The following is a 21690-nucleotide window of genomic DNA, read 5'->3' on the forward strand; positions in this document are numbered from 1 at the left end:
TTTCGTCGAATTTCTTTTCCCGCGTGACGCGGAGGCGGAGGCGGCGTGCGGCGCCGAGTTGACGGCGTGCGGCGCCAGGTCGGCTCAGGACGCGCTTTCCTGCTCCCGCTCCACCTGCTCGTTCCACTCCCGCTTGGCCGCGCGCCACGCCTCGTCGCTCTGGCCGAGCCGCCAGTACCCCGAGATGGACAGCCGCTCGCGCGGGATCTCCCGCTCCAGCCGCAGATGGCGGCGCAGCTCCTTCACGAAGCCCGCCTCGCCGTGGACGAAGGCCTGGACGTCGCCCGCGGGAAAGTCCAGCGCCCGTACGGCGGCCACCAGCGCCTCGCCCACCGGCCGGTCCCCGCGGTGCAGCCAGCGGATCTCGAACCCGTCCGGCGTGGCGATCTTCTGCTCCTCCCCGGGACCCGAGATCTCCACGAAGGCGTGCACCGTCGCACCCGCCGGGGCCCGCTCCAGCGCCGCGGCGATCGCCGGCAGAGCGCTCTCGTCACCGGCCAGCAGGTGCCAGTCCGCCGAAGGGTCCGGCGCGTACCCGCCGCCGGGGCCGAGGAAGCGCATCGTCTCGCCCACCCGGGCCCGCGCCGCCCACGGCCCGGCCAGCCCCTCGTCGCCGTGCACCACGAAGTCGACGCTCAGCTCCCGGGCGGCCGGGTCCCAGGCGCGGACGGTGTACGTACGGGTCGTCGGCCACTGCTCGCGCGGGAACTCCTCCCGGATGCGCTCCACGTCGAACGGTTCCGGGTACGCCACCCCCGCCGGGGCGAACAGCACCTTGATGTAGTGGTCGGTGAACTCCCCGATGTCCAGGCCGTCCAGCCCGTCACCGCCCAGGACGAGGCGCACCATGTGTGGAGTGATCCACTCGGTGCGCACCACCTGTGCCTCACGTGCCTTCGGTGTCCTGCGGGCGGGCTGTGCTGCCACGGCGGTCTCCCCAACTGTTGCGTTGCTTAGGCTTACCTAAGCTAACACCTCAGCGCTGGAGCGCCAGGAGAAGACGCCGGAGCGCGCCGCCCAGGCCCCACCGCCCGGCCAGCTCGTCCAGGGCCTCCGCATGCAGCGGCTCGGAGGGGAGGACGGGGTCGAAGTCCGGCAGGGGGACGTCCCGCGCGACCCGTACGACGACCGGCGCCACCGCCACGTACTCCCGGGCCTCGTCGAGCCGCTTGCGCTGCGACGGGGTCAGCTTCGACCGGGGGTCGGCGACGGCCGCCATGATGCCCGCCAGGTCCCCGTACGCGTCGATCAGTTTGGCCGCCGTCTTCTCACCGATGCCCGGCACGCCCGGCAGCCCGTCGCTCGGGTCGCCGCGCAGGAGGGCGAGATCCACATAACCCGCCCCGTCCACCCCGTACTTCTCGCGCAGCGCCGCCTCGTCCGTGAGGTGCAGCGAACCGACGCCCTTGAGGGGGTACAGCACGCGCACCCCCCGGGCGTCGTCGATCAGCTGGTAGAGGTCGCGGTCCCCGGTGACGATGTCCACGGGACCGGTGGCCCGGGTCGCCAGGGTGCCGATCACGTCGTCCGCCTCGTACCCCGCCACGCCGACCCGGGCGATGCCCAGCGCGTCGAGCACCTCCTCGATCACCGGCACCTGCGGTGCCAGGGCGTCCGGGGTCTCCTCCTCGTCGGGGCCCTCCGCGTGCGGTTCGGCCACGCGGTGCGCCTTGTACGAGGGGATCAGGTCGACCCGCCACTGGGGCCGCCAGTCCGCGTCCATGCACGCCACCAGGTCGTCGGGGTGGTGGTCCTGGACCAGGCGGGCGATGAAGTCCAGCAGCCCCTTCACCGCGTTGACCGGGGTGCCGTCCGGGGCCCGTACGGAGTCGGGGACCCCGAAGTAGGCGCGGTAGTAGAGGGAGGCGGTGTCGAGGAGCATCAGGCGTCGCGTCACGTCCCCGATGATGCCGCACGGCACTGACAGTGATGGTCCCGCGCGTCGGTGTCCGGGCTCCTGGCAGAACGTTCACGGACCCGTGCCGCGCCGTACCGGTACCGCCTTCCGCCCGACGCGCGCATGATGGAGCGAGAGGGGGAACCTCCGGGGACAGCCCTTGTACCGGCGTCAACTCTGAGAGGATGACGGTCCGGTCGGGAGGGAGCCCAGACTATGGACGACAAGGAAGCCCTCAGGGTGGGCGCCGCCGTCCGCAGGAGGCGCAGGTCGCTGGGCCTGACGCTGGCGGCGGTCGCGGCCCGCAGCGGGTTGTCCGTGCCCTTCCTGAGCCAGATCGAGAACGAACGCGCCAGGCCGAGCACCCGCTCCCTGGAGCGGGTGGCCGACGCCCTGGAGACGACGATCCCCAAGCTGCACGCGGCGGCCGACTCCGCGCGGACGGTCGACGTCGTCCGGGCCGGGGACGGCGGCCCGGGGGTCCGCCGGGTGGCGCGCGGCGGGCATCAGCTGCACGCCAAGGAGTACACGGGCGAGCAGGACACCGGGCGGGAGTACCAGCACCGCAACGACGAGGTGATGTACATCGCGGACGGCGCGGCGGAGGTCGAGGCCGAGGGGCGCGCGTACCGCCTGGAGCGCGGCGACACGCTTTATCTGTCCGGTGGGGTACGGCACCGCTGGCGCGCCACGGAGCCGGGCACCCGCATCCTCGTCGTCGCCGTCGCGGAACACATCGACGCGACCGTCGACCCGCCGCGCTGACACCGACCATGACGTCCTCCCGGCCGGTGCGGTCGCCGGCGACCTCTCCCCGGCCCGTACGCCGGCCCACACGCCGCATCGTCTCGCTCGTCCCCTCCCTCACCGAGGCGGTCGCGGTCAGTGCCCCCGGTCTGCTGGTGGGCGCCACGGACTGGTGCGAGCGCCCGGCCGGCCTCGACGTCGTACGGATCGGCGGCACCAAGAACCCCGACGTCGCGGCCGTCGTGGCGCTCCGCCCCGACCTGGTCGTCGCCAACGAGGAGGAGAACCGGGCCCCCGACCTGGCCGCCCTGCGCGCCGCCGGGCTCGACGTCATGGTCACCGAGGTCAGGACCCTGGACCAGGCCTTCGCCGAGCTGGAACGGGTCCTGCTGACCGGGTGCGGGCTCGCCGCGCCGCCCCGCTGGCTGGACGACGCGCGGGCCGCGTGGGCCGTGCCGCCCCCGTACCCGTACCGGCCGCGCACCACTGTCGTACCGATCTGGCGCCGTCCGTGGATGGTGCTCGGCCGCGACACCTTCGCCGGGGATCTGCTGGCCCGGCTCGGCGTACGGAACGTGTACGCGGACCACCCCGAGCGCTACCCGCGCATCCCTCTGGACGTGCTGCGCGCGTGCGGCGCCGACCTGGTGGTCCTGCCCGGCGAGCCGTACCGCTTCACCGCCGACGACGGCCCCGAGGCCTTCCCCGGGCTGCCCGCCAAGCTGGTCGACGGGCGTTTCCTCACCTGGTACGGGCCGTCCCTGGCCGAAGCACCGGCGGCCCTGCGGGCAGCGCTCCGCTGAGCAGACCCCGTACCGTTCCCGCGCAGGCCATGACCCAGGCCGACACCAGCAGGGCGAACAGGCCCACCGCGAGCCACTGGAAGGCCATCAGACCGGTCCGGTGCGCCAGCGCCTCCGCGCCGGTCACACAGGTGCCGACCGGGAAGGTGAAGGCCCACCAGCCCAGCGAGAACGGCATCCCGCGCCGCAGCGCCCGTACCACCAGCGCGGCGGACAGCGCCAGCCACAGCAGCGCGAACCCCATCACCGGCACGCCGTACACCACGGCGAACGCGCCGAGGGCGGACGGAAGGGAGCCGCCTACCGCCGTCGGCGCCACGTCCGCGAGCCGCCCCACCGCCGTGGCCGACTGTCCGAGCGGGCCGAGCACCAGGAACATCGCGGGCGTCAGCGCGAGCGGCAGCGGGCCGTGCAGCGTCAGCCGGCCGACGATCAGGGGCAGCAGCGCGAGCGTGGCGAGCAGGCTCAGCCCGAACATCGCGTAACAGCCCAGCAGCAGCGCCTCCCGGCCCTGCCCGGCCGGCAGGTGCGGCACCAGCCCGGCCCCGGCCCCCGCCGCGACCAGGGGCGGGACCACCGGCAGCAGCCAGGCCGGCGACACGTCCGCGAGGGTCGGCCGGTGTCGTACGACCATCAGGTACGGGATCGTCACGGCGACCACCAGCCCGAGGACCGTCCCCACGCCGAACAGGACCCCGTCCACGAGCACGGCGGCCCGCTGCCCGAGCACGTCACCCCCCACGGCGAGGGTCGCGCCGCCCACGGCCAGCAGCGCCATCGGCAGGCATCCGTAGAAGGGCGCGACCGCCGGGTCCAGGAGATCGGCGCGGGCCGCGTCGCGGTGGCGCGCCCAGCGCGTGGCACGGGCGGCCAGTACGGCGGCGAGCAGCACCGCCGACAGCGCCCACACCGCCGTGGCGGTGGTCCGCAGGCCCGGTATCCGCAGGGGGAGGGCGGCCCCGGCGCTCGCCACGACGGCCGTGCCCATGACGGTCGCGTACCAGGCGGGTCCGAGGTGCCGCAGCGCGGGGAGCCCGGCAGAGGCAGGGAGGCGTACGCGCGGGTGGGCGAGGCTGACCATGTCCTCACCCTGCGGCCGGGGTGGCGGCCCCACCAGCCCCTTTGTCCCTATGAGGTCATAAGCTGAACCTATGACCGACGTGGAAGGGCATTCCCGGAATTCCCGGCAGTCTCTCGCACACCGCGTGCCCGACCTCGGCGCGCTGGAGCTGCTGCTCGCCGTCGCCCGGCTGGGCAGCCTCGGCCGCGCGGCCCGGGAGACGGGCATCAGCCAGCCCGCCGCCAGCGGCCGTGTCCAGGCCATGGAACGGCAGCTCGGGGTGGCCCTGCTGGACCGCTCGCCGCGCGGCTCCCGGCTCACCGACGCGGGGATCCTCGTCACGGAGTGGGCCCGGCGCGTCGTGGAGTCGGCGGAGGCCTTCGACGCGGGCGCGCAGGCGCTGCGGGCCCGCCAGGACTCGCGGCTGCGGATCGCCGCCAGCATGACCATCGCCGAGTACCTGCTGCCGGGCTGGCTGATCGCGCTCCACCGGGCCCGTCCCGGCACGGCCGTCTCCTTGTACGCGGGCAACTCGGACAGCGTCGGGGCACGCGTCCTCGCCCACGAGGCGGATCTCGGCTTCGTGGAGGGCCCGACCGTACCGGCGGGGCTCGACGCCACCGTCATCTGGCACGACCGGCTGGTCGTGGTCGCGGCGCCCGGCCACCCCTGGGCCCGCCGCCGCGCTCCGCTCGACCCCGCCGAACTCGCCGCCACCGGCCTGATCCTGCGGGAACCGGGCTCCGGCAACCGCCAGGTGCTGGACGCCGCCCTCGCCCCGTACGGAGGTCCCGCCGCGCCCCTGCTGGAACTGGCGTCCACCACCGCGCTCAAGGCCGCCGTGATGGGCGGCGTGGGGCCGTGCGTCCTGAGCGAACTCGCGGTGGTGGAGGAACTGGCGGCCCGCCGCCTGGTCGCCGTGCCGGTGACCGGGATCGGGCTGCGCCGCGAACTGCGGGCCGTCTGGCCGGCGGGCCCTCGGCCCACGGGCCCGGCCCGCGACCTGCTGGCGCTGACGCGGCGGGAGCCGTGAAGGGTCGCGTGCCGTCAGGTGCTGTGAGCCCTGACGGACCGGGCGTCCTGACGTGCCGTGAGCCCTGAGGTGCCGGGCGCCGTGACGGGCCTTGCGCCTTGACGCGCCCTGCGCCTTGACGGGCCGTGCGCCGTGATGGACCTGTCGCCCTGACGGGTCGTTCAGGGGCGCGGGCCGGCTGGGCACGGCGGGTGCGGCCGGGGCGGCCGACGCGCGGCGGCGTGCTGTCCCGCGCGAACGCGCAGGACGCCCATGACGAGGTACGCCCGGTGCGCTCAGGCGCCGTCTCCGCCCGCCGCCGCCCGTACCAGGGCCGCCATCACCCGGGTGTCCTCCGCCATCTCCGGATGCCACTGCACCCCCAGCACCCAGTGGGGCGGGGCCAGTTCGACCGCCTCGACCGTGCCGTCGGGCGCGAACGCGGAGACCGTCAGGCCGTCCCCGAGCCGGTCGACCGACTGGTGGTGCTGAGCGGGCACGGTCATCTCCTCCTGGACGAGGGACTCGTACAGCGTGCCCGGCACCGGCGTCACCGCGTGCGCGCCGAACGAGCCGACGACCGCCGAGGTGTGTCCCTCCAGGTGCTGGACGAGAGTGCCGCCGACGGCGACGTTCAGCAGTTGCATGCCCCGGCAGATGCCCAGCAGCGGCGTCCCGGACGCCAACGCCGCCTCGATCAGGGCCAGTTCCCACGCGTCCCTGTCCCGGGCCGGCGGCCCGGTGAGCGGGTGCGGCTCGGCGCCGTACCGTACGGGCTCCACGTCGGGCCCGCCCGCGATCACCAGCCCGTCCAGCCGGGCCACCACGGAGGCCGCCGAGGCCGGGTCGTCGGGCGGCAGCATCGCGGCGAGGCCGCCCGCGCGCTGGACGAGCCTCGGGTAGCCGACGGGCAGCAGGGCGGCGGGCAGGTCCCAGACGCCCCACCGCGCGGAGTCCTCCAGGTAGGTGCTGACGCCGATGAGCGGCTTCATGGGGGGTCGGTCCTCCGTGGGTCTGTGTGCTGGTTCGCTCTTGATCCAGGTAGTCGCCGGCGCCGCCGATGGGCCCCGTCAGCCCCGTTCCAGTTCCGCCTCCGCCTCGGCCAGCGCCGCGAACTCCTCCTCGGGCGCCGCCGCGACCAGCCGGTGCCGACTGTAGAAGGTGAAGTAGGCGAGGGCGACCGCGTACACGCCCAGGGCGATGAAGGCCGCGTCCTTGTCCACCAGGAATGTCGCGACCAGCGCCGACAGGGCCAGCACGAAGGCCGTGCCGGAGGTGAGCGTCCCGCCGGGAGTGCGGTACGGGCGGGGCAGGCCCGGCTCGCGGCGGCGCAGCACGAGGTGCGAGAGCGCCATCAGGGCGTACGAGATGGTCGCGCCGAACACCGCCACGTTCAGCATCCGCCCGCCGTCCCCGCTGCCCGCCGCGAGCGCGAAGCCGATCGCGCCGGGGATGAGCAGACCGAGGTACGGCGCCTTGCGGCGGCTGGTGAGCGACAGGAACCGGGGCAGGTAGCCCGCCCGGGAGAGCGCGAACAGCTGCCGGGAACCGGCGTAGATGAGCGAGAAGAACGAGGCCACCAGACCGGCCAGCCCCGCGTAGTTCACGAACCGGCTGAGCGCGGTCGGCTTCCCGTCGCCCTGGAGCGCCACCACCAGCGGATTGCCCGCGTCCGCCACGGCGGCCGAGCCGCGCGCGCCGGTCGCGGCGAAGAAGGTGATCAGGGCCAGCAGCGCCAGCACCGCCATGGAGATGGACAGGGCCTTCGGCATCGAGCGCACCGGGTCCTTGGCCTCCTCGGCGGCCAGCGGCACCCCTTCCACCCCCAGGAAGAACCACATGCCGAACGGGAACGCCGACCAGATCCCCAGGAGGCCGAACGGCAGCCAGGAGCCCGAGCCGAAGGCGTCCTGGTCGACGGGGATGTCGTTCAGGCCCCCGGTGTCGAACTCGGTGAACGCGCCGACGGCGAAGATCAGCAGCGCCGCGACGGCGACGGCCGTCACCACCAGGCTGAACCGCAGGGCCTCGCCGACGCCCCACAGGTGGATGCCGATGAAGATCAGGAAGCAGGCGAGGTAGACCGGCCAGTCGGACGTCAGCCCGAAGAGGCCGAGCGATTCGACGTAGTCGCCGATGAAGAGGGCGATCGCGGCGGGCGCCAGGATGTACTCGATGAGGATCGCCGTACCGGTCAGGAAGCCGCCCCAGGTGCCGAGCGCGCGCCGGGCGAAGCCGTAACCGCCGCCCGCCGTGGGCAGGATGGCGGAGAGTTCGGCGAGGGAGAAGACGAGACAGGCGTACATCACGCCCATCAGGAGGGTGGCGAGGGCGAGACCGCCGAAGCCGCCCTCGGCGAGGCCGAGGTTCCAGCCGGAGAAGTCCCCGGAGACGACGTACGCGACTCCGAGGCCGGTGAGGAGCAGCCAGCCGGCGCTGCCCCGGCGCAGCGTACGGCGGCGCAGGTAGTCGGCGTCTTCGGTGCCGGGGGCCTGACCGTGGCCGGGACCCTGACCCGCGCCGGGGACGGAATCGGCCGGGGTGGTGGGGACGCGCGAGTCGGTGCCGTCGCTCATGAGCAGCTCCTGCCTCGGTGGTGCAAAGGTGTGAGGCCACACCTTTGCGGGCCGTGCGGTCCCGCGCAAGACCCCCGCGTCAACAGGCTGTTACTTCTTGGTGGTGACGGGTAATGGCAGCCGGTGATGCCGCCTCCGCCCACCCCTCACGCCAGGAACCCCCGCAGCAGCGCCGCCGTCCCCGCGCAGTGCTCGCGCGTCATCTCGCGCGCGCCGTCCGCGTCCCCGTCGAGCACCGCCCCCACCAGCGCGGTGTGCTGCCGCTGCGAGTGCTCCAAGTTCCGTACGAGCAGCGGGATGCAGTCCAGCAGGTCGTTGACCGTCGCCCGGACGGCCGCGTACTGGGCGGTCAGCGTCGCCGACCCGGACAGCTCGGCCAGGGTCAGGTGGAGCAGGGTGTCCAGCCTGCGGTACTCCGCCAGCGGGGCGTCGTGCGTCGCGGCGAGCGCCGCGCGCAGCCGCTCCGCCCGCTCGCCGTCCAGCCCATGCGCCGCGCAGAGCCCCGCCGCGCCCACCTCCAGCACCTCGCGGAAGCGCAGGACGTCCTCGATGTCCACCCCGGACACCCGCCGCCGCAGCTCCTCCTCGGCGCCGCCCGCCGGGGTGTCGGGCCGGGGGCGTACGAACGTACCGCCGTACCGGCCGCGGCGGCTCTCCACCAGCCCCTGGTCCTGGAGCACCTTGAGCACCTCGCGCAGCGTGACCCGGCTGATCCGCAACCGGTCCGCCAACTCCCGCTCGGCGGGCAGCCGTTCACCGGCCGCCACCAGACCGAGCCGGACGACCTGGAGGATCTGCTCCAGGGCCTCCTCGAAACCGTTGCCGGCCCGCACGGGCCGCAGGACCGGGGTCAGCGAGTCGGGGGCCGGTGAGTCCGGGGTCGGCGAGTCCCGGATCGCGCGATCGGAATCGGGGGCCGGCGGGCCGGACGCCGGCCCGGACTCCGGTTCGGACGCCGGTTCGGACCGTGGCTCCAACGGGTCCATCGGCTCGTTCTTCTTCGCCACGTCGCCGTTTCCCCTTCCCAATCAATGGTCTCCAGGAATACCTTATGGCTTCCGGCTGACCGAAGGAGGCTCCATCCCGTGGCAGACCGCACACCCCCGCTCAGCGTCGAGGAACTGCGCATCCTGGTCGAGAGCGGCGAGATCGACACGGTCGTCCTGGCCTTCCCCGACATGCAGGGGCGGCTCCAGGGCAAGCGGTTCGCCGCGCCCTTCTTCCTCGAAGAGGTCCTGGAGCACGGCACCGAGGGCTGCAACTACCTCCTCGCCGTCGACACGGAGATGAACACGGTCGACGGCTACGCGATGTCCTCCTGGGACCGCGGCTACGGCGACTTCGCGATGCGTCCCGACTTCTCCACCCTGCGCCGCGTCCCCTGGAACGAGGGTACGGCGATGCTCCTCGCCGACCTCGCCTGGAACGACGGCTCCCCCGTCGTCGCCGCGCCCCGCCAGATCCTCCGCCGCCAGCTGGAGCGCCTGGCCGAGCGCGGCTTCACGGCGCACGCCGGCACGGAGCTGGAGTTCATCGTCTTCAAGGACACCTACGAGCAGGCCTGGGACAGCGGGTACAAGGGCCTGACCCCCGCCAACCAGTACAACATCGACTACTCCGTCCTCGGCACCGGCCGGATCGAGCCGCTGCTGCGCCGTATCCGCAACGACATGACGGCCGCCGGACTGGTCGTGGAGTCGGCCAAGGGCGAGTGCAACCCCGGGCAGCACGAGATCGTCTTCAAGTACGACGAAGCGCTCGTCACCTGTGACCAGCACGCCGTCTACAAGACCGGCGCCAAGGAGATCGCCTCGCAGGAGGGCGTCTCACTGACGTTCATGGCCAAGTACAACGAGCGCGAGGGCAACTCCTGCCACATCCACCTCTCGCTCCAGGACGAGCACGGCGCCAACGCCATGGCCGGGGACGGCCCCGGCGGGATGTCGGACGTCATGCGGCACTTCCTCGCGGGCCAGCTCGCCGCGCTGCGTGACTTCTCCCTGCTGTACGCGCCGAACATCAACTCGTACAAACGCTTCCAGCCCGGATCCTTCGCCCCCACCGCCGTCGCCTGGGGCCCCGACAACCGCACCTGCGCGCTGCGCGTCGTCGGCCACGGCCGCTCCCTGCGCTTCGAGAACCGGCTGCCGGGCGGGGACGTCAACCCGCACCTCGCCGTCGCCGGGCTCGTCGCCGCCGGGCTGTACGGCATCGAGCACGAGCTGGACCTCCCCGAGGCGTGCACCGGCAACGCCTACACCGGCGACTACGCGCACGTCCCGACCTCCCTGCGCGAGGCGGCCGAGCTGTGGGAGAACAGCCCCATCGCCCGGGCGGCCTTCGGCGACGAGGTCGTGGCCCACTACCGCAACATGGCGCGGGTCGAGGTCGAGGCCTACGACGCCGCGGTGACCGACTGGGAGCTGCGCCGCTCCTTCGAACGCCTGTGAGGAACGACGTGCCCGAGCTACACCCCACCGAGGACCGGCAGCACTCCGGCGACCACCGGCCCCACCCCGCCGAACACCCGCAGCATCCCACCGAACACCAGATCCTCAATCCCGCCACCGGCGAGGTCGTGACCACGGTGGCGGCGACCACCCTGGAGCAGGTCGACACCGCGGTCGTACGGGCCACCGTCGCGCAGGCCCGCTGGGCCGCCGCGGCCCCCGCCGACCGCGCGCGGCTGCTGCGCCGCTTCGCCGCCGCGGTCGACGCCCACACCGAGGAACTGGCCCTCCTGGAGGTCACCGAGGCCGGCCACACCATCGGCAACGCCCGCTGGGAGGCCGGCAACGTCCGCGACCTCCTCGACTACTCCGCCGGGGGAGTCGAACGACTGACGGGTCGTCAGATCCCGGTCGCCGGCGGCCTCGACATCACCCTGCTCGAACCCCTCGGCGTGGTCGGCGTCATCGCCCCCTGGAACTTCCCGATGCCGATCGCCGCCTGGGGCACCGCCCCCGCCCTCGCGGCCGGCAACGCCGTCCTGCTCAAACCCGCCGAGACCACGCCGCTCACCGCGCTGCGCCTGGCCGAACTCGCCCTGGAAGCAGGCCTTCCCGAGCACCTCTTCCAGGTCCTGCCCGGCGCCGGCCCCGTCGCGGGCAACGCGCTGGTCGAACACCCGGGCGTCGCCAAGATCGTGTTCACCGGATCCACCCGGATCGGCAAGCAGATCATGGCCAGGAGCGCCGGCCTGGTGAAGCGCGTGACCCTCGAACTCGGCGGCAAGAGCCCGAACATCGTCTTCGCCGACTCCGATCTCGCCCTCGCCGCCGCCACCGCCCCGATGGCGTTCCTCGACAACAGCGGCCAGGACTGCTGCGCCCGTACCCGCATCCTCGTCCAGCGGGAGGTCCACGAGCGGTTCCTCGAACTGCTCGCCCCCGCCGTCGAGTCGGTCGTCGTCGGCGACCCCTCCGACGAGAAGACGCAGATGGGCCCGCTGATCTCGGCGGTCCAGCTGGAGCGCGTACGGTCGTACGTCCCCGAAGGCGCCGCGGGCATCCGGGGCGGCGCGCCGGAAGGGCCCGGCTTCTGGTTCCCGCCGACCGTCCTCACCGACCAGGACGCCGGCTCCCCGGTCGCGACGGACGAGGTCTTCGGACCGGTCGCCGTCGTCCTGCCCTTCGACGACGAGGAGGACGCCGTCCGGCTGGCCAACGCCACGGACTACGGCCTCGCCGGGTCCATCTGGACCCGGGACGTGGGCCGCGCCCTGCGCGTCTCGCGGGCCGTCGCGGCGGGCAACCTGTCGGTCAACTCCCACAGCAGCGTCCGTTACGGGACGCCGTTCGGCGGCTACAAGCAGTCCGGACTCGGCCGCGAACTGGGCCCCGACGCCCTCGCGGCCTTCACGGAAACCAAGAACGTCTTCATCAGCACGGAGGCCTGAGCCCACCATGACCGACCCCCAGAGCGCCGCCCTGAGCGCCCCGAGCGAAGCGCCCGTCTGCCGGCGCCTGATCGGCCGTACCGCCGTCATCACCGGAGCCGGCAGCGGCATCGGCCTCGCCACCGCGCGCCGCCTCGCCTCCGAGGGCGCGCACATCGTCTGCGGCGACATCGACGAGACAGCGGGCAAAGCCGCCGCCGAGCAGTCCGGCGGCACTTTCGTACGGGTCGACGTCACCGACGCCGACGAGGTCGAGGCGCTGTTCAGGACGGCGTACGAGACGTACGGCAGCGTCGACATCGCGTTCAACAACGCGGGCATCTCGCCGCCGGAGGACGACTCGATCCTCACCACGGGCCTCGACGCGTGGCGTCGGGTCCAGGAGGTCAACCTGACGTCCGTGTACCTGTGCTGCAAGGCCGCGATCCCCTACATGCGACGCCAGGGGAAGGGCTCGATCATCAACACCGCGTCGTTCGTGGCCCGGATGGGCGCGGCGACCTCGCAGATCTCGTACACCGCGTCCAAGGGAGGCGTGCTGGCGATGTCCCGTGAACTGGGCGTGCAGTTCGCCCGCGAGGGCATCCGCGTCAACGCGCTGTGCCCGGGGCCCGTCAACACCCCCTTGCTCCAGGAGCTGTTCGCGAAGGACCCCGAGCGGGCGGCGCGCCGGCTGGTGCACATCCCGCTGGGCCGGTTCGCGGAGGCGGACGAGATCGCGGCGGCGGTCGCGTTCCTGGCGAGCGACGACTCGTCGTTCGTGAACGCGTCGGACTTCCTGGTGGACGGGGGGATTTCGGGGGCGTACGTGACACCGGTGTAGCGGGGGAGGGCCGGCCCCGCCCCCCGGGACCGGCCCGCCTTCGTGTCAGAGGAAGGTGAGGCCCTCGCCCCGGTACGTGGGCACGCTCGCCACCACGCGGTCGTCCTCCACGAGGTGCAACGTGTCGAAGCGTTCGCAGAGTTCGCCGGCCTTGGCATGCCGGAACCACACCTTGTCGCCGATCAGCAGATCGTCGGCGGCCGAGCCGAGGAGCGGGGTCTGCACCTCGCCGGGGCCTTCCTGCGCGTCGTACCGCAGGCCTTCCGGCAGGTACGGGACGGGCAGCCGGTCCCGGCCCGCCGCGCCGGACGCGGGGTAGCCGCCGCCGAGCACGGTCACCACGCCGACGCCGGGCCTGCGGACGACCGGCAGGGCGAACAGGGCGGCCGGACGGCCGCTGAACGAGGTGTAGTTGTCGAAGAGCCGCGGCTGGTAGAGGCCCGACCCCGCGGCGATCTCGGTGACCGCGTCCTCGGCGGCGGTGTGCTGCACACTGCCGGTGCCGCCGCCGTTGACGAACTCCAGGTCGGGCGCCACGGTCCGTACCGCGCGCACCACGGCGGCGCGGCGTTCGGCCAGTTCCTTGCGGGCGGCGGACTGCATGAGCCGTACGGCCCGGGAGCGGAACGGCCGGCCGGCCACGGAGTCGCCGACGCCGGCCACATGGCCTTCGTACGCCATCAGGCCGACCAGCCGGAAGCCCGGCCGGCGCACGACGGACCTGGCCAGCTCGGCCAGCTGGGCGGGCTCGCGGAGGGGCGAGCGGAGGGCGCCGACGCGGACGCGGCCGCCCAGCATCCGCAGGGAGGTGTCCAGTTCGAGGCAGACCCTGATCTCCTCGGCGCCGCCGTCGCGGGCCGCGTCGATGAGTTCCAGGTGGGCCGGGTCGTCGATCATGACGGTGACGGCGGCGGCGAGCTTCGGGTCGGCGGCGAGTTGCGCGTACGCGGCGCGGTCGGCGGACGGGTAGGCGAGGAGGACGTCCTCGAACCCGGCGCGGGCCAGCCACAGCGACTCGGCGAGTGTGAACGACATGATCCCCGCGAAGCCGTCCCGGGCCAGCACCCGTTCGAGCAGTGCCCGGCAGCGTACCGACTTGCTCGCGACCCTGACGGGTTTGCCGCCGGCGCGGCGCAGGAGGTCGTCGGCGTTGGCGTCGAACGCGGCGAGATCGACGAGCGCGAGCGGCGCGTCGAGAGGGGCGGTGGCCCGGTCGTACCGGGCCCGGTCAGTGGCGCGCGGATTCATGCGCCGAGCTTGCCAGACCGGATTACCGATCGGTAGGGGGGATGTTCTGGGCAGAACCTCCCCGACGTCCCCCCGGCCCGCGTTCCTGTTCCCGCCGGGCCCGCGCCAGCCCGTAGAGTGACGCCCACGCGGCGATGAACGGGCCTGCCCCGCAAGGCCGATCGGCATGCGACCAGCCGCGCACCGGAAGAGGACATGGGGGCCGGATGAGCACCGAGGCACAACGCGCCCCCGTACCACCCCGCCCACCCCACACCCCACCGCCTGCGAACCCACCCCGGATACCACCACCGCCGCCGCGACCGGGCGACGAGCCGACGACAAAGGTCCCGGCCCCCCGGGCGGGCGATTCGCCCGCCGCCGCGGCAGAGGCCGCTGCCGCGCCTCCGACCACGGCCCAGGCCCCGAGTGCCCCCGAGGGCCTTGCCCCCCGGTCGAGGGGGGACGGCGGCAGGCCGGCCCCCAACGGGGCGCACCTGTCCGACGCGCAGCGCGACGATCGCCCCGACGGCGCGGGGCCGCCCGCCTCGCGGCCGGGCACGGGCCAAGGGCCCATACCGCCGACGGGCCCGGTCGGCCGCCCTCCGGGCTCGGACGGCATGCGGCCGTCCGGCCCGCAGCCCGGCTCGGGCCAGGGGCCCAGGCCGACCGCGGGTCCCGGGCCCGGCGCCGTCGCGGACACTGGTTCTGCCCGGCCGGAACGCCTCCGTCCTGCCGGGCCGCCCCCGCCCTCCGGCCAGGTTCCGGGGTCGGGACCTGCTGACGCTGCTGGTCCCCGGGCCGGGTACGGGGCGGTGTCCGGTGCGGCTCCCGGTGGTGTGGGTGGCCGTCCTTCCGGGTCCGTGCCCGTACGGCCGTCCGGGCCGCCTCCGTCCTCGGCCGACCCCCGGCCGGCCGGGGGGCAGGGATCGGGACTGGGTGGTGTACCCGGTGCCCAGGGCGCGTACGGGGCCGTGTCCGGTGTGGCTTCCGGGGGGATGGACAGCCGGCTTTCGCGGCCCGAGCGGTCCCGGGTGGGCGGGCCGCCTCCGTTTCCTGGTGACCGGCGGCAGGGGGCCGGCTCTTCACCGGTCGGCGGTGGCCATGGGGCGGGACGGGCCGAGGACCCGGGTTTTAGTGACGGTCTCGGCGGTGGTCCGCCCGGGGCCGATTCCGCCCCGACCGCAACCGGTTCCGCCCCCGCCGCGGCTGGTTCCGCCTCCACCGCGACCGGTTTCGGCCCCACCACAACCGGTTCTGGCCCCGCTACCACCGGTTCTGGCCCCGCCGCGACCGGTTCGGGCCCCACCCCCGCGACCGGGGCCGATCGTCGCGCGAGTGGCTCCGTAGCGCCGGTGCGGCCGCCCGCACCGGGGCGCATTCCACCTCGGCCCACCCATGCGCCGGGCGCCGCGCCCCACCCCGGCCGGGCCGAGGACGCGTCTGCCGTCGAGGGGCGGACCGCGTTCCCCGGTGAGCGTCACAGCCCTTCCGGGGCGGCTCTCGGAACGCCCCCGGCGCCTGTCGAGACCACCGTCCGGCTGCGGCCCGTACCCCCGGACCCCGGCTTCGCCACGCGCCATCACCACCACGCCTGGCCGCCCCCGTCCCCGCCCGAATCGCTGAGCGGGACGGCCACCCGTCTGCGGCCCGTACCGTCCCGTCCGCCCGTCAGGGCGGCCGCCGCCGTCGCCTGTGTGGTCCTCGGCCTCGGGCTCATCGGCGGCGCCGTCACCGGCAGTTGGCTGACCGGGGACTCCGCCGCCGAACCCGTTGTACCGGACGCCTACACCACCGCGCGCTCCCTGTGGCACAGCGTTCCCGTCGACACCCTCTTCCCCCGGACCCTCAAGGGCGACGGCGCCGGGCCCGGCCGCGCGGACCGTACCTGGACGCGCGTCGCCGTCGCACCCGACAGCGCCTGCGCCGACGCGCTGCCCGCACCTCTCGTCAGGACGCTGCGCCCGGTGGGCTGCACACGCGTGCTGCGTGCCACGTACGCCGACTCCACCGGCAGCAGTCTCACCACCGTCGGGCTGGTCTTCACCGAGGGCGACCGCCCCGCCATGACCGCCCTCAAAACCCGCCTCACCACCGGGCGGCTCGCCGAACGGACCGATCACATCCCGCACACCTTCTCCGTAGAAGGCACGCCCACCGCCGGCTTCGGCGAGAGGCAGCGCGCCTCCTGGACACTGGAGGTCGTGGACGGGGTGCCGGTCGTCGGCTACGCCGTCTCCGGCTTCGCCGACGGACGTACGGTCACCGACCCCCAGCCGGCCGGGGCGGCGACGGTCACCGGCGCGAAGACCGCCGCCGCGGAGGCCGGCCTCGGATTCGAGGCGAAGGGGATCGCGACCCGCATCGAAGAGGGACTGCGGACGGCAGCCACCACCACCGCGACGGCGGCCCCCCGATGACCCGCCCCGCGGACCGGGACACCGCCCCGGCGCTCCCCACCCCCACACCGTCCCCCCTCCGCCGCCGGCTCCTCGTCGTCCTCGCCGCCGCCTCCTTCGTCGTTCTCCCCGCCACCCCCGCCCACGCCGACTCGCTCCGGGAGCAGCAGTGGGCCCTCGAAGCGCTGCACACCGATCAGGCCTGGCGCACCTCCCAGGGGAACGGCGTCACTGTTGCCGTGCTCGACACCGGGGTCGACGGCGGTCACCCCGACCTGTCCGGACAGGTACTGCCCGGCCGTGACCTCGTCGGCTTCGGCGCGGCCGAGGGCGACCCCTCCTGGGCCCGGCACGGCACCGCCATGGCGGGAATCATCGCCGGTCACGGCCACGGCCCCGACGGCTCCGAGGGCGTCCTCGGCATCGCGCCGCAGGCCAGGATCCTGCCCGTCCGGGTCATCCTCGAAGGCAGCGACCCGGCCCGCGAGAAGGCCCGTAAGTCCAAGGGCGGCGCCCTCGCCGAGGGCATCCGCTGGGCCGCCGACAACGGGGCGGACGTCATCAACCTCTCCCTCGGCGACGACAGCAAGTCCGCCCACCCCGAAGCGGCGGAGGACGCGGCCGTCCAGTACGCCCTGAGCAAGGGGGCGGTTGTCGTCGCCTCGGCCGGCAACGGGGGCGAGAAGGGTGACCACATCTCGTACCCGGCGGCCTACCCCGGCGTCATCGCCGTCGCCGCCGTCGACCGCTTCGGCACCCACGCGGCCTTCTCCACCCGCCGCTGGTACGCCACCGTCAGCGCCCCCGGCGTCGACATCGTCATCGCGGACCCCGACCGCAAGTACTACGAAGGCTGGGGCACCAGCGCCGCCGCCGCGTTCGTCTCCGGCGCCGTCGCGCTCGTACGCTCCGCACACCCCGACCTCACCCCCGCGCAGATCAAGAAGCTCCTCGCCGACACCGCCCGCGACGCCCCCGCGAACGGCCGCGACGACGCGAAGGGATACGGCTTCGTCGATCCCGCCGCCGCCGTCGAGGCCGGCGCGAAGCTGTCCGGTACGGAAACGAGGGGCGGCGCGGCCGACGGCTACCAGAAGCAGTACTTCGGCGCCGGCCCGGACGTCCCCCGTGAGGACCCGGGCGAGGGCGTGGGCCTCGCCCCGGTGGCCGGGGGAGTGGGCGCGCTGCTGCTGGCGGGCGCGGTGGTGCTGTGGCGAGGCGCCGGTACGAGACGCCCCGGCGGACCCCGTTGACCCCGCTGGGCGGCCTCGTACGACCCCGGTCCACCGCGCCGAGCGCACGGCCACGCCACCTGCCGTAGCGCGCCGAGCGGGCCCTCCGCGTTTGAGCGCCGCGTCGCCGCCCCGACCCGCCCCGCTGTCCGGGGGCCAGTGGGCCGGACGACCCCGCCGGGCGACCGCGCCGGGCGGCGACGCGTCCGCCGCAGCGACGACGCTCAGGCCACCCTCCCCACCCTCCGCACCGCCGCCTCCTCCACCAGCGCGATCCCCGCCTCCAGCGTGGGATGGCCGTCCGACAGGACCGCCATCAGGCAGCCGCCCGCCCGGCCCACCGAGTGGACGACCCACAGGCCGGAGTCTGTTCTCGGCAGCCAGCCGTTCTTCAGGGCCCGGTCACCGCTGCCCCCGGCCGCCGCCGACACCCCCCAGTCCTGGCCCGGGACCACCCGCTCCATCAGGTCCGCCACATACCGCCGGGACCGCGCGTCCAGGGGTGACGCGGTTCCGTCGTCGAACACCGCCCTCAGCAGCGTCAGCTGGTCGCGCGCGGTCGTGCGCGTCAGACCCCACGCCGCCGCCCCCTCCGTCCGCGTCAGGCCCAGACGCGCGTGCGCCTCGTCCAGGGCCGCCACGCCTCCGGCCGCCGCGCGCAGCGCCGTCGCCGCGTCGTTGTCGCTGCGTTCGATCATCGCGGCGGCCAACCCCTCCTCCTCCGGCGTCAGCCAACGGTCCGCGTCCTGCGCCCGCAGCAGCAGCGCCGCCAGCACGCCCACCTTCACGACGCTGGCACTGACATACGCGCGGTCCGCGTCGGTCGTCGCCTCGCGGCCGTTCGCCATGTCGTACACCGCCACCGAGAGATTCATCCGACGACCGTACGTTCCGACGTACGTTCCGAGCGGCTCCGCCCGGGCACTACGCTCGACCCGTGGCGCTCAAGAACATCCCCGACCCCGGCTTCTCCGACGACGACGGCACCGCCGACCCCGCGCTGGCCTCCGCCCTCGCCGCCTGGTCGGCGGACCGGTCCGCCGAAGGGGGTGTGCTGGCGGCGCTCAGGACCGCCCGGCTGCTCGTCCCGATCGTCGCCGTCCTCGGCGAGACCGAGGAGGACGAGAACGGGCTGCGCCGCGAGAAGACCAGCGACATGGCCGTGCCGACGCTCCGGGCGGGCGACCGCCGCGCGCTGCCGGCCTTCACCTCCGTCGCGGCGCTGGCCCGCTGGGACCCGGCGGCCCGCCCCGTCGCCGTACCCCTCCACCAGGCGCTCCAAGCGGCCGCCCACGAGCGGGCCGACACCGTGGTGCTCGATCTCGCGGGGCCCGTGCCGTACCAGCTCACCGGGGCCGCGCTCCTCGCCGCCGCCGAGGGCCGTACCAGCACCGACCCTCTCGACGACCCCGCCGTCACGGCGGCGGTACGAGGTGTGGTCGCCGCCGAGCCCGCCGTGCTCCGGGCCCACCTCGGGCCGGGTACGGCGGACGGCACGCTGGCCCTCGTCCTGGAGCCGGAAGCCGTGTCCCCCGCCGGCATCGCCCGCCGCGTCGCCGGGGCACTCGCCGCCGACGACGTACTGAGGGCCCGCCTGGTACGCGGACTCGACCTGGCACTTCTGCCGGCCGAGGCCACGCCGCCGGGCGAGCCCCTGTTCGTACGCGAAGAGCCTCGTGCGCGGTGAGTCGCCGGACGGCCGTGCGGTCGTCCGGGCGCCGCGCGGCCCTCAGCCGTAGACCGGGCCCGTGTACTTCTCCCCGGGACCCTGCCCCGGCTCGTCCCGTACCACCGACGCCTCGCGGAATGCCAGCTGGAGCGACTTGAGCCCGTCCCGCAGCGGCGCCGCGTGGAACGAGCTGATCTCCGTCGTGCTCGCGTCCAGCAGACCGGCCAGCGCGTGGACCAGCTTGCGCGCCTCGTCCAGGTCCTTGTGGTCGTCGCCGTCCTCGGTGAGGCCGAGCTTCACGGCCGCCGCGCTCATCAGGTTCACCGCGACCGTGACGATCACCTCGACGGCGGGGACTTCCGCGATGTCGCGGGTCATGGCGTCGAAGTCGGGGGACTCCTGCGAGGAGGTCGGGGACTGCTGGGGGGAGGGCGCGTCGCTCATGCCCCACACGATAGGCCCGCCACGGCAGGCCCCGACCGCCCCACCCCCACGGTTGGCTCCCCTCCACAGGAAGGTGCTAACCTGATGTGACGACCGGCCGGACATTCACATGCCCGGCCCACAAGTGGAGGCTCCGATCTCCCACCTGGCTGCCCCTCTCGGGCGGCGGGTCACCGGTCAGGTGGTGCCCATCGTTCCGTACGGACGATGGAGCCGCCCGATGCGCGCCCCGCGGTAGACGCGGCGGTGCTCCGGTAGTGCGAGGAGCTCCCGCCTGTGTCCCGTCCGGGGCATTTTTCGCGTTCCGCCACGGTTGGTCTCAGGTAAGAGTCAACAAGACCTTACGCGGCTGTCTGCCAGACAGTCGTGTGGTGCTACCGAGGAGGATCCATCAGCGCCGAGCCCCGCATTAACGACCGGATTCGCGTTCCCGAGGTCCGACTTGTCGGCCCCAGCGGCGAGCAGGTGGGCATTGTGCCGCTTGCCAAGGCCCTGGAGTTGGCACAGGAGTACGACCTCGACCTGGTTGAGGTCGCGGCGACCGCACGTCCGCCCGTGTGCAAGCTCATGGACTACGGGAAGTTCAAGTACGAGTCGGCCATGAAGGCCCGTGAGGCGCGCAAGAACCAGGCGCACACGGTCATCAAGGAGATGAAGCTCCGCCCGAAGATCGACCCGCATGACTATGACACCAAAAAGGGTCACGTCGTCAGGTTCCTGAAGCAGGGCGACAAGGTCAAGATCACGATCATGTTCCGTGGTCGTGAGCAGTCCCGCCCCGAACTGGGCTTCCGACTGCTCCAGCGGCTCGCGTCGGACGTGGAGGAGCTCGGCTTCATCGAGTCGAACCCGAAGCAGGACGGCCGGAACATGATCATGGTTCTCGGCCCGCACAAGAAGAAGACCGAGGCCATGGCCGAGGCGCGCGAGGCCCAGGCCGCCCGCAAGGCGGAGCGCGCGGGTTACGCACCCGACGAGCACGTCGACGAGTCCCCGGACGCCGCCGACGCTCGCGCCGAAGCAGCTGCCGCCGAAGCCGAAGCCCCGGCCCAGGCATCTTCCGAGGCGTGATCCACGGGCTGCCATCCAGGCGGCCCACGGCTCCGTTCAGGAACCACACACCAGAGATCTGACGCTCCCGCGCGCCGGCTGAGAATCCAGCCGGCAGGGGGCGCCACTGACGAGGAGAGAACGGCGCCATGCCGAAGAACAAGACGCACAGCGGTGCCAGCAAGCGCTTCAAGATCACCGGATCCGGCAAGGTCATGCGCGAGCGCGCCGGCAAGCGCCACCTGCTCGAGCACAAGTCCTCGCGGGTGACGCGGCGCCTCACCGGCATCGTCGAGCTGGCCCCGGGCGACGCCAAGAAGATCAAGAAGCTTCTCGGCAAGTGACGTCGCGACCCCCGGTGACCGGGGGTGCGACCTCAGGACCGGGACCCATTCGTTTCCGGGCCGTGTGACACCGAACCACGGCCCCGCTACAAGGAGTTAACACGTGGCACGCGTCAAGCGGGCAGTCAACGCCCACAAGAAGCGCCGGGCAATCCTCGAGGCGGCCAGCGGTTACCGCGGCCAGCGCTCGCGCCTGTACCGCAAGGCCAAGGAGCAGGTCACCCACTCCCTCGTCTACAACTACAACGACCGCAAGAAGCGCAAGGGTGACTTCCGCCAGCTGTGGATCCAGCGGATCAACGCCGCGGCCCGCGCCAACGGCATCACGTACAACCGCTTCATCCAGGGTCTGAAGGCCGCCAACGTCGAGGTGGACCGCAAGATCCTCGCCGAGCTCGCGGTCAACGACGCCAACGCGTTCGCCACGCTCGTCGAGGTTGCCCAGAAGGCCCTCCCGAGCGACGTCAACGCCCCGAAGGCCGCCGCCTGATCTCCCTCAGGCCGCATGT

The 21690-nt window shown here is 73.7% G+C and carries 21 protein-coding genes; 12 read left to right on the forward strand and 9 right to left on the reverse strand.

Annotated elements, in window-relative coordinates; genetic code table 11:
* Nucleotides 1-84 precede the first annotated feature (84 nt).
* Nucleotides 85-927, reverse strand: a complete 843-nt coding sequence (locus tag OG349_RS29205; RefSeq protein ID WP_327237427.1) for a siderophore-interacting protein — start codon at nt 925-927, stop codon at nt 85-87.
* Nucleotides 928-976: 49 nt separating this feature from the next.
* Complete coding sequence (locus OG349_RS29210) at nt 977-1882, reverse strand: 5'-3' exonuclease (RefSeq protein WP_327238774.1); 906 nt, start codon at nt 1880-1882, stop codon at nt 977-979.
* Between the two features lie 231 nt (nt 1883-2113).
* Here OG349_RS29210 and OG349_RS29215 point away from each other — a divergent pair, with 231 nt between their 5' ends.
* Nucleotides 2114-2662, forward strand: coding sequence for a helix-turn-helix domain-containing protein (locus OG349_RS29215; RefSeq protein ID WP_161312802.1), 549 nt, complete (start codon nt 2114-2116; stop codon nt 2660-2662).
* An 8-nt stretch (nt 2663-2670) separates the two neighbouring features.
* On the forward strand, nt 2671-3447 hold the full coding sequence (locus OG349_RS29220) for a helical backbone metal receptor (RefSeq protein WP_327237428.1): 777 nt from the start codon (nt 2671-2673) through the stop codon (nt 3445-3447).
* On the opposite strand, the gene OG349_RS29225 is transcribed toward OG349_RS29220, so the two are convergent.
* Nucleotides 3386-4528, reverse strand: coding sequence for a TDT family transporter (locus OG349_RS29225; protein ID WP_327237429.1), 1143 nt, complete (start codon nt 4526-4528; stop codon nt 3386-3388). The genes OG349_RS29220 and OG349_RS29225 overlap by 62 nt on opposite strands.
* 70 nt (nt 4529-4598) lie before the next feature.
* Here OG349_RS29225 and OG349_RS29230 point away from each other — a divergent pair, with 70 nt between their 5' ends.
* Nucleotides 4599-5540: a LysR family transcriptional regulator gene (locus OG349_RS29230; protein ID WP_327237430.1), complete on the forward strand. Its 942-nt coding sequence runs from the start codon at nt 4599-4601 to the stop codon at nt 5538-5540.
* Nucleotides 5541-5815: 275 nt separating this feature from the next.
* On the opposite strand, the gene OG349_RS29235 is transcribed toward OG349_RS29230, so the two are convergent.
* The 3 genes from OG349_RS29235 to OG349_RS29245 all read right to left on the reverse strand — a co-directional run bounded on the left by OG349_RS29235 (nt 5816) and on the right by OG349_RS29245 (nt 9102).
* A complete protein-coding gene (locus tag OG349_RS29235; protein ID WP_327237431.1) occupies nt 5816-6511 on the reverse strand; it encodes a gamma-glutamyl-gamma-aminobutyrate hydrolase family protein in 696 nt (231 codons plus the stop codon).
* A gap of 78 nt (nt 6512-6589) precedes the next feature.
* Entirely contained in the window at nt 6590-8095 is a 1506-nt protein-coding gene (eat, locus tag OG349_RS29240) for an ethanolamine permease (protein ID WP_327237432.1), read from the reverse strand.
* Between the two features lie 146 nt (nt 8096-8241).
* Nucleotides 8242-9102: a FadR/GntR family transcriptional regulator gene (locus OG349_RS29245; RefSeq protein ID WP_327237433.1), complete on the reverse strand. Its 861-nt coding sequence runs from the start codon at nt 9100-9102 to the stop codon at nt 8242-8244.
* A 78-nt stretch (nt 9103-9180) separates the two neighbouring features.
* Between OG349_RS29245 and OG349_RS29250 the strand changes: the two genes are divergently transcribed.
* The 3 genes from OG349_RS29250 to OG349_RS29260 all read left to right on the forward strand — a co-directional run bounded on the left by OG349_RS29250 (nt 9181) and on the right by OG349_RS29260 (nt 12816).
* Nucleotides 9181-10545: a glutamine synthetase family protein gene (locus tag OG349_RS29250; protein WP_327237434.1), complete on the forward strand. Its 1365-nt coding sequence runs from the start codon at nt 9181-9183 to the stop codon at nt 10543-10545.
* A 101-nt stretch (nt 10546-10646) separates the two neighbouring features.
* Nucleotides 10647-11993: an aldehyde dehydrogenase family protein gene (locus OG349_RS29255; RefSeq protein ID WP_327238775.1), complete on the forward strand. Its 1347-nt coding sequence runs from the start codon at nt 10647-10649 to the stop codon at nt 11991-11993.
* A gap of 7 nt (nt 11994-12000) precedes the next feature.
* Nucleotides 12001-12816 (forward strand): 3-oxoacyl-ACP reductase, encoded by an 816-nt coding sequence (locus OG349_RS29260; RefSeq protein ID WP_327237435.1) that lies wholly within the window; start codon nt 12001-12003, stop codon nt 12814-12816.
* 45 nt (nt 12817-12861) lie between these two features.
* Here OG349_RS29260 and OG349_RS29265 read toward each other — a convergent pair whose 3' ends face one another.
* Entirely contained in the window at nt 12862-14064 is a 1203-nt protein-coding gene (locus OG349_RS29265) for an amino acid deaminase/aldolase (protein ID WP_327237436.1), read from the reverse strand.
* Between the two features lie 1334 nt (nt 14065-15398).
* On the opposite strand from OG349_RS29265, the gene OG349_RS29270 reads away from it, so the two are divergent.
* Entirely contained in the window at nt 15399-16463 is a 1065-nt protein-coding gene (locus OG349_RS29270) for a hypothetical protein (RefSeq protein ID WP_442806333.1), read from the forward strand.
* Nucleotides 16460-17695 (forward strand): type VII secretion-associated serine protease mycosin, encoded by a 1236-nt coding sequence (gene mycP, locus OG349_RS29275; RefSeq protein ID WP_327237437.1) that lies wholly within the window; start codon nt 16460-16462, stop codon nt 17693-17695. Before OG349_RS29270 ends, mycP begins: the two co-directional genes overlap by 4 nt.
* Before the next feature lie 203 nt (nt 17696-17898).
* On the opposite strand, the gene OG349_RS29280 is transcribed toward mycP, so the two are convergent.
* A complete protein-coding gene (locus OG349_RS29280; protein WP_327237438.1) occupies nt 17899-18549 on the reverse strand; it encodes a serine hydrolase in 651 nt (216 codons plus the stop codon).
* Nucleotides 18550-18611: 62 nt separating this feature from the next.
* Between OG349_RS29280 and OG349_RS29285 the strand changes: the two genes are divergently transcribed.
* Nucleotides 18612-19361, forward strand: coding sequence for an SseB family protein (locus OG349_RS29285; protein ID WP_327237439.1), 750 nt, complete (start codon nt 18612-18614; stop codon nt 19359-19361).
* A 42-nt stretch (nt 19362-19403) separates the two neighbouring features.
* Here OG349_RS29285 and OG349_RS29290 read toward each other — a convergent pair whose 3' ends face one another.
* A complete protein-coding gene (locus OG349_RS29290) occupies nt 19404-19787 on the reverse strand; it encodes a DUF1844 domain-containing protein (RefSeq protein WP_327237440.1) in 384 nt (127 codons plus the stop codon).
* A 366-nt stretch (nt 19788-20153) separates the two neighbouring features.
* Between OG349_RS29290 and infC the strand changes: the two genes are divergently transcribed.
* The 3 genes from infC to rplT all read left to right on the forward strand — a co-directional run bounded on the left by infC (nt 20154) and on the right by rplT (nt 21671).
* The gene (infC, locus tag OG349_RS29295; RefSeq protein ID WP_161307756.1) at nt 20154-20858 is read left to right on the forward strand and encodes a translation initiation factor IF-3; all 705 of its coding nucleotides are present in this window, start codon (nt 20154-20156) and stop codon (nt 20856-20858) included.
* Nucleotides 20859-20986: 128 nt separating this feature from the next.
* Nucleotides 20987-21181 (forward strand): 50S ribosomal protein L35, encoded by a 195-nt coding sequence (gene rpmI / locus OG349_RS29300; RefSeq protein WP_161307755.1) that lies wholly within the window; start codon nt 20987-20989, stop codon nt 21179-21181.
* Between the two features lie 103 nt (nt 21182-21284).
* Nucleotides 21285-21671, forward strand: a complete 387-nt coding sequence (gene rplT, locus OG349_RS29305) for a 50S ribosomal protein L20 (protein ID WP_161307754.1) — start codon at nt 21285-21287, stop codon at nt 21669-21671.
* Nucleotides 21672-21690 lie beyond the last annotated feature (19 nt).

The organism is Streptomyces sp. NBC_01317, assembly GCF_035961655.1.
In the GTDB taxonomy this organism is placed as follows: Bacteria; Actinomycetota; Actinomycetes; order Streptomycetales; family Streptomycetaceae; genus Streptomyces.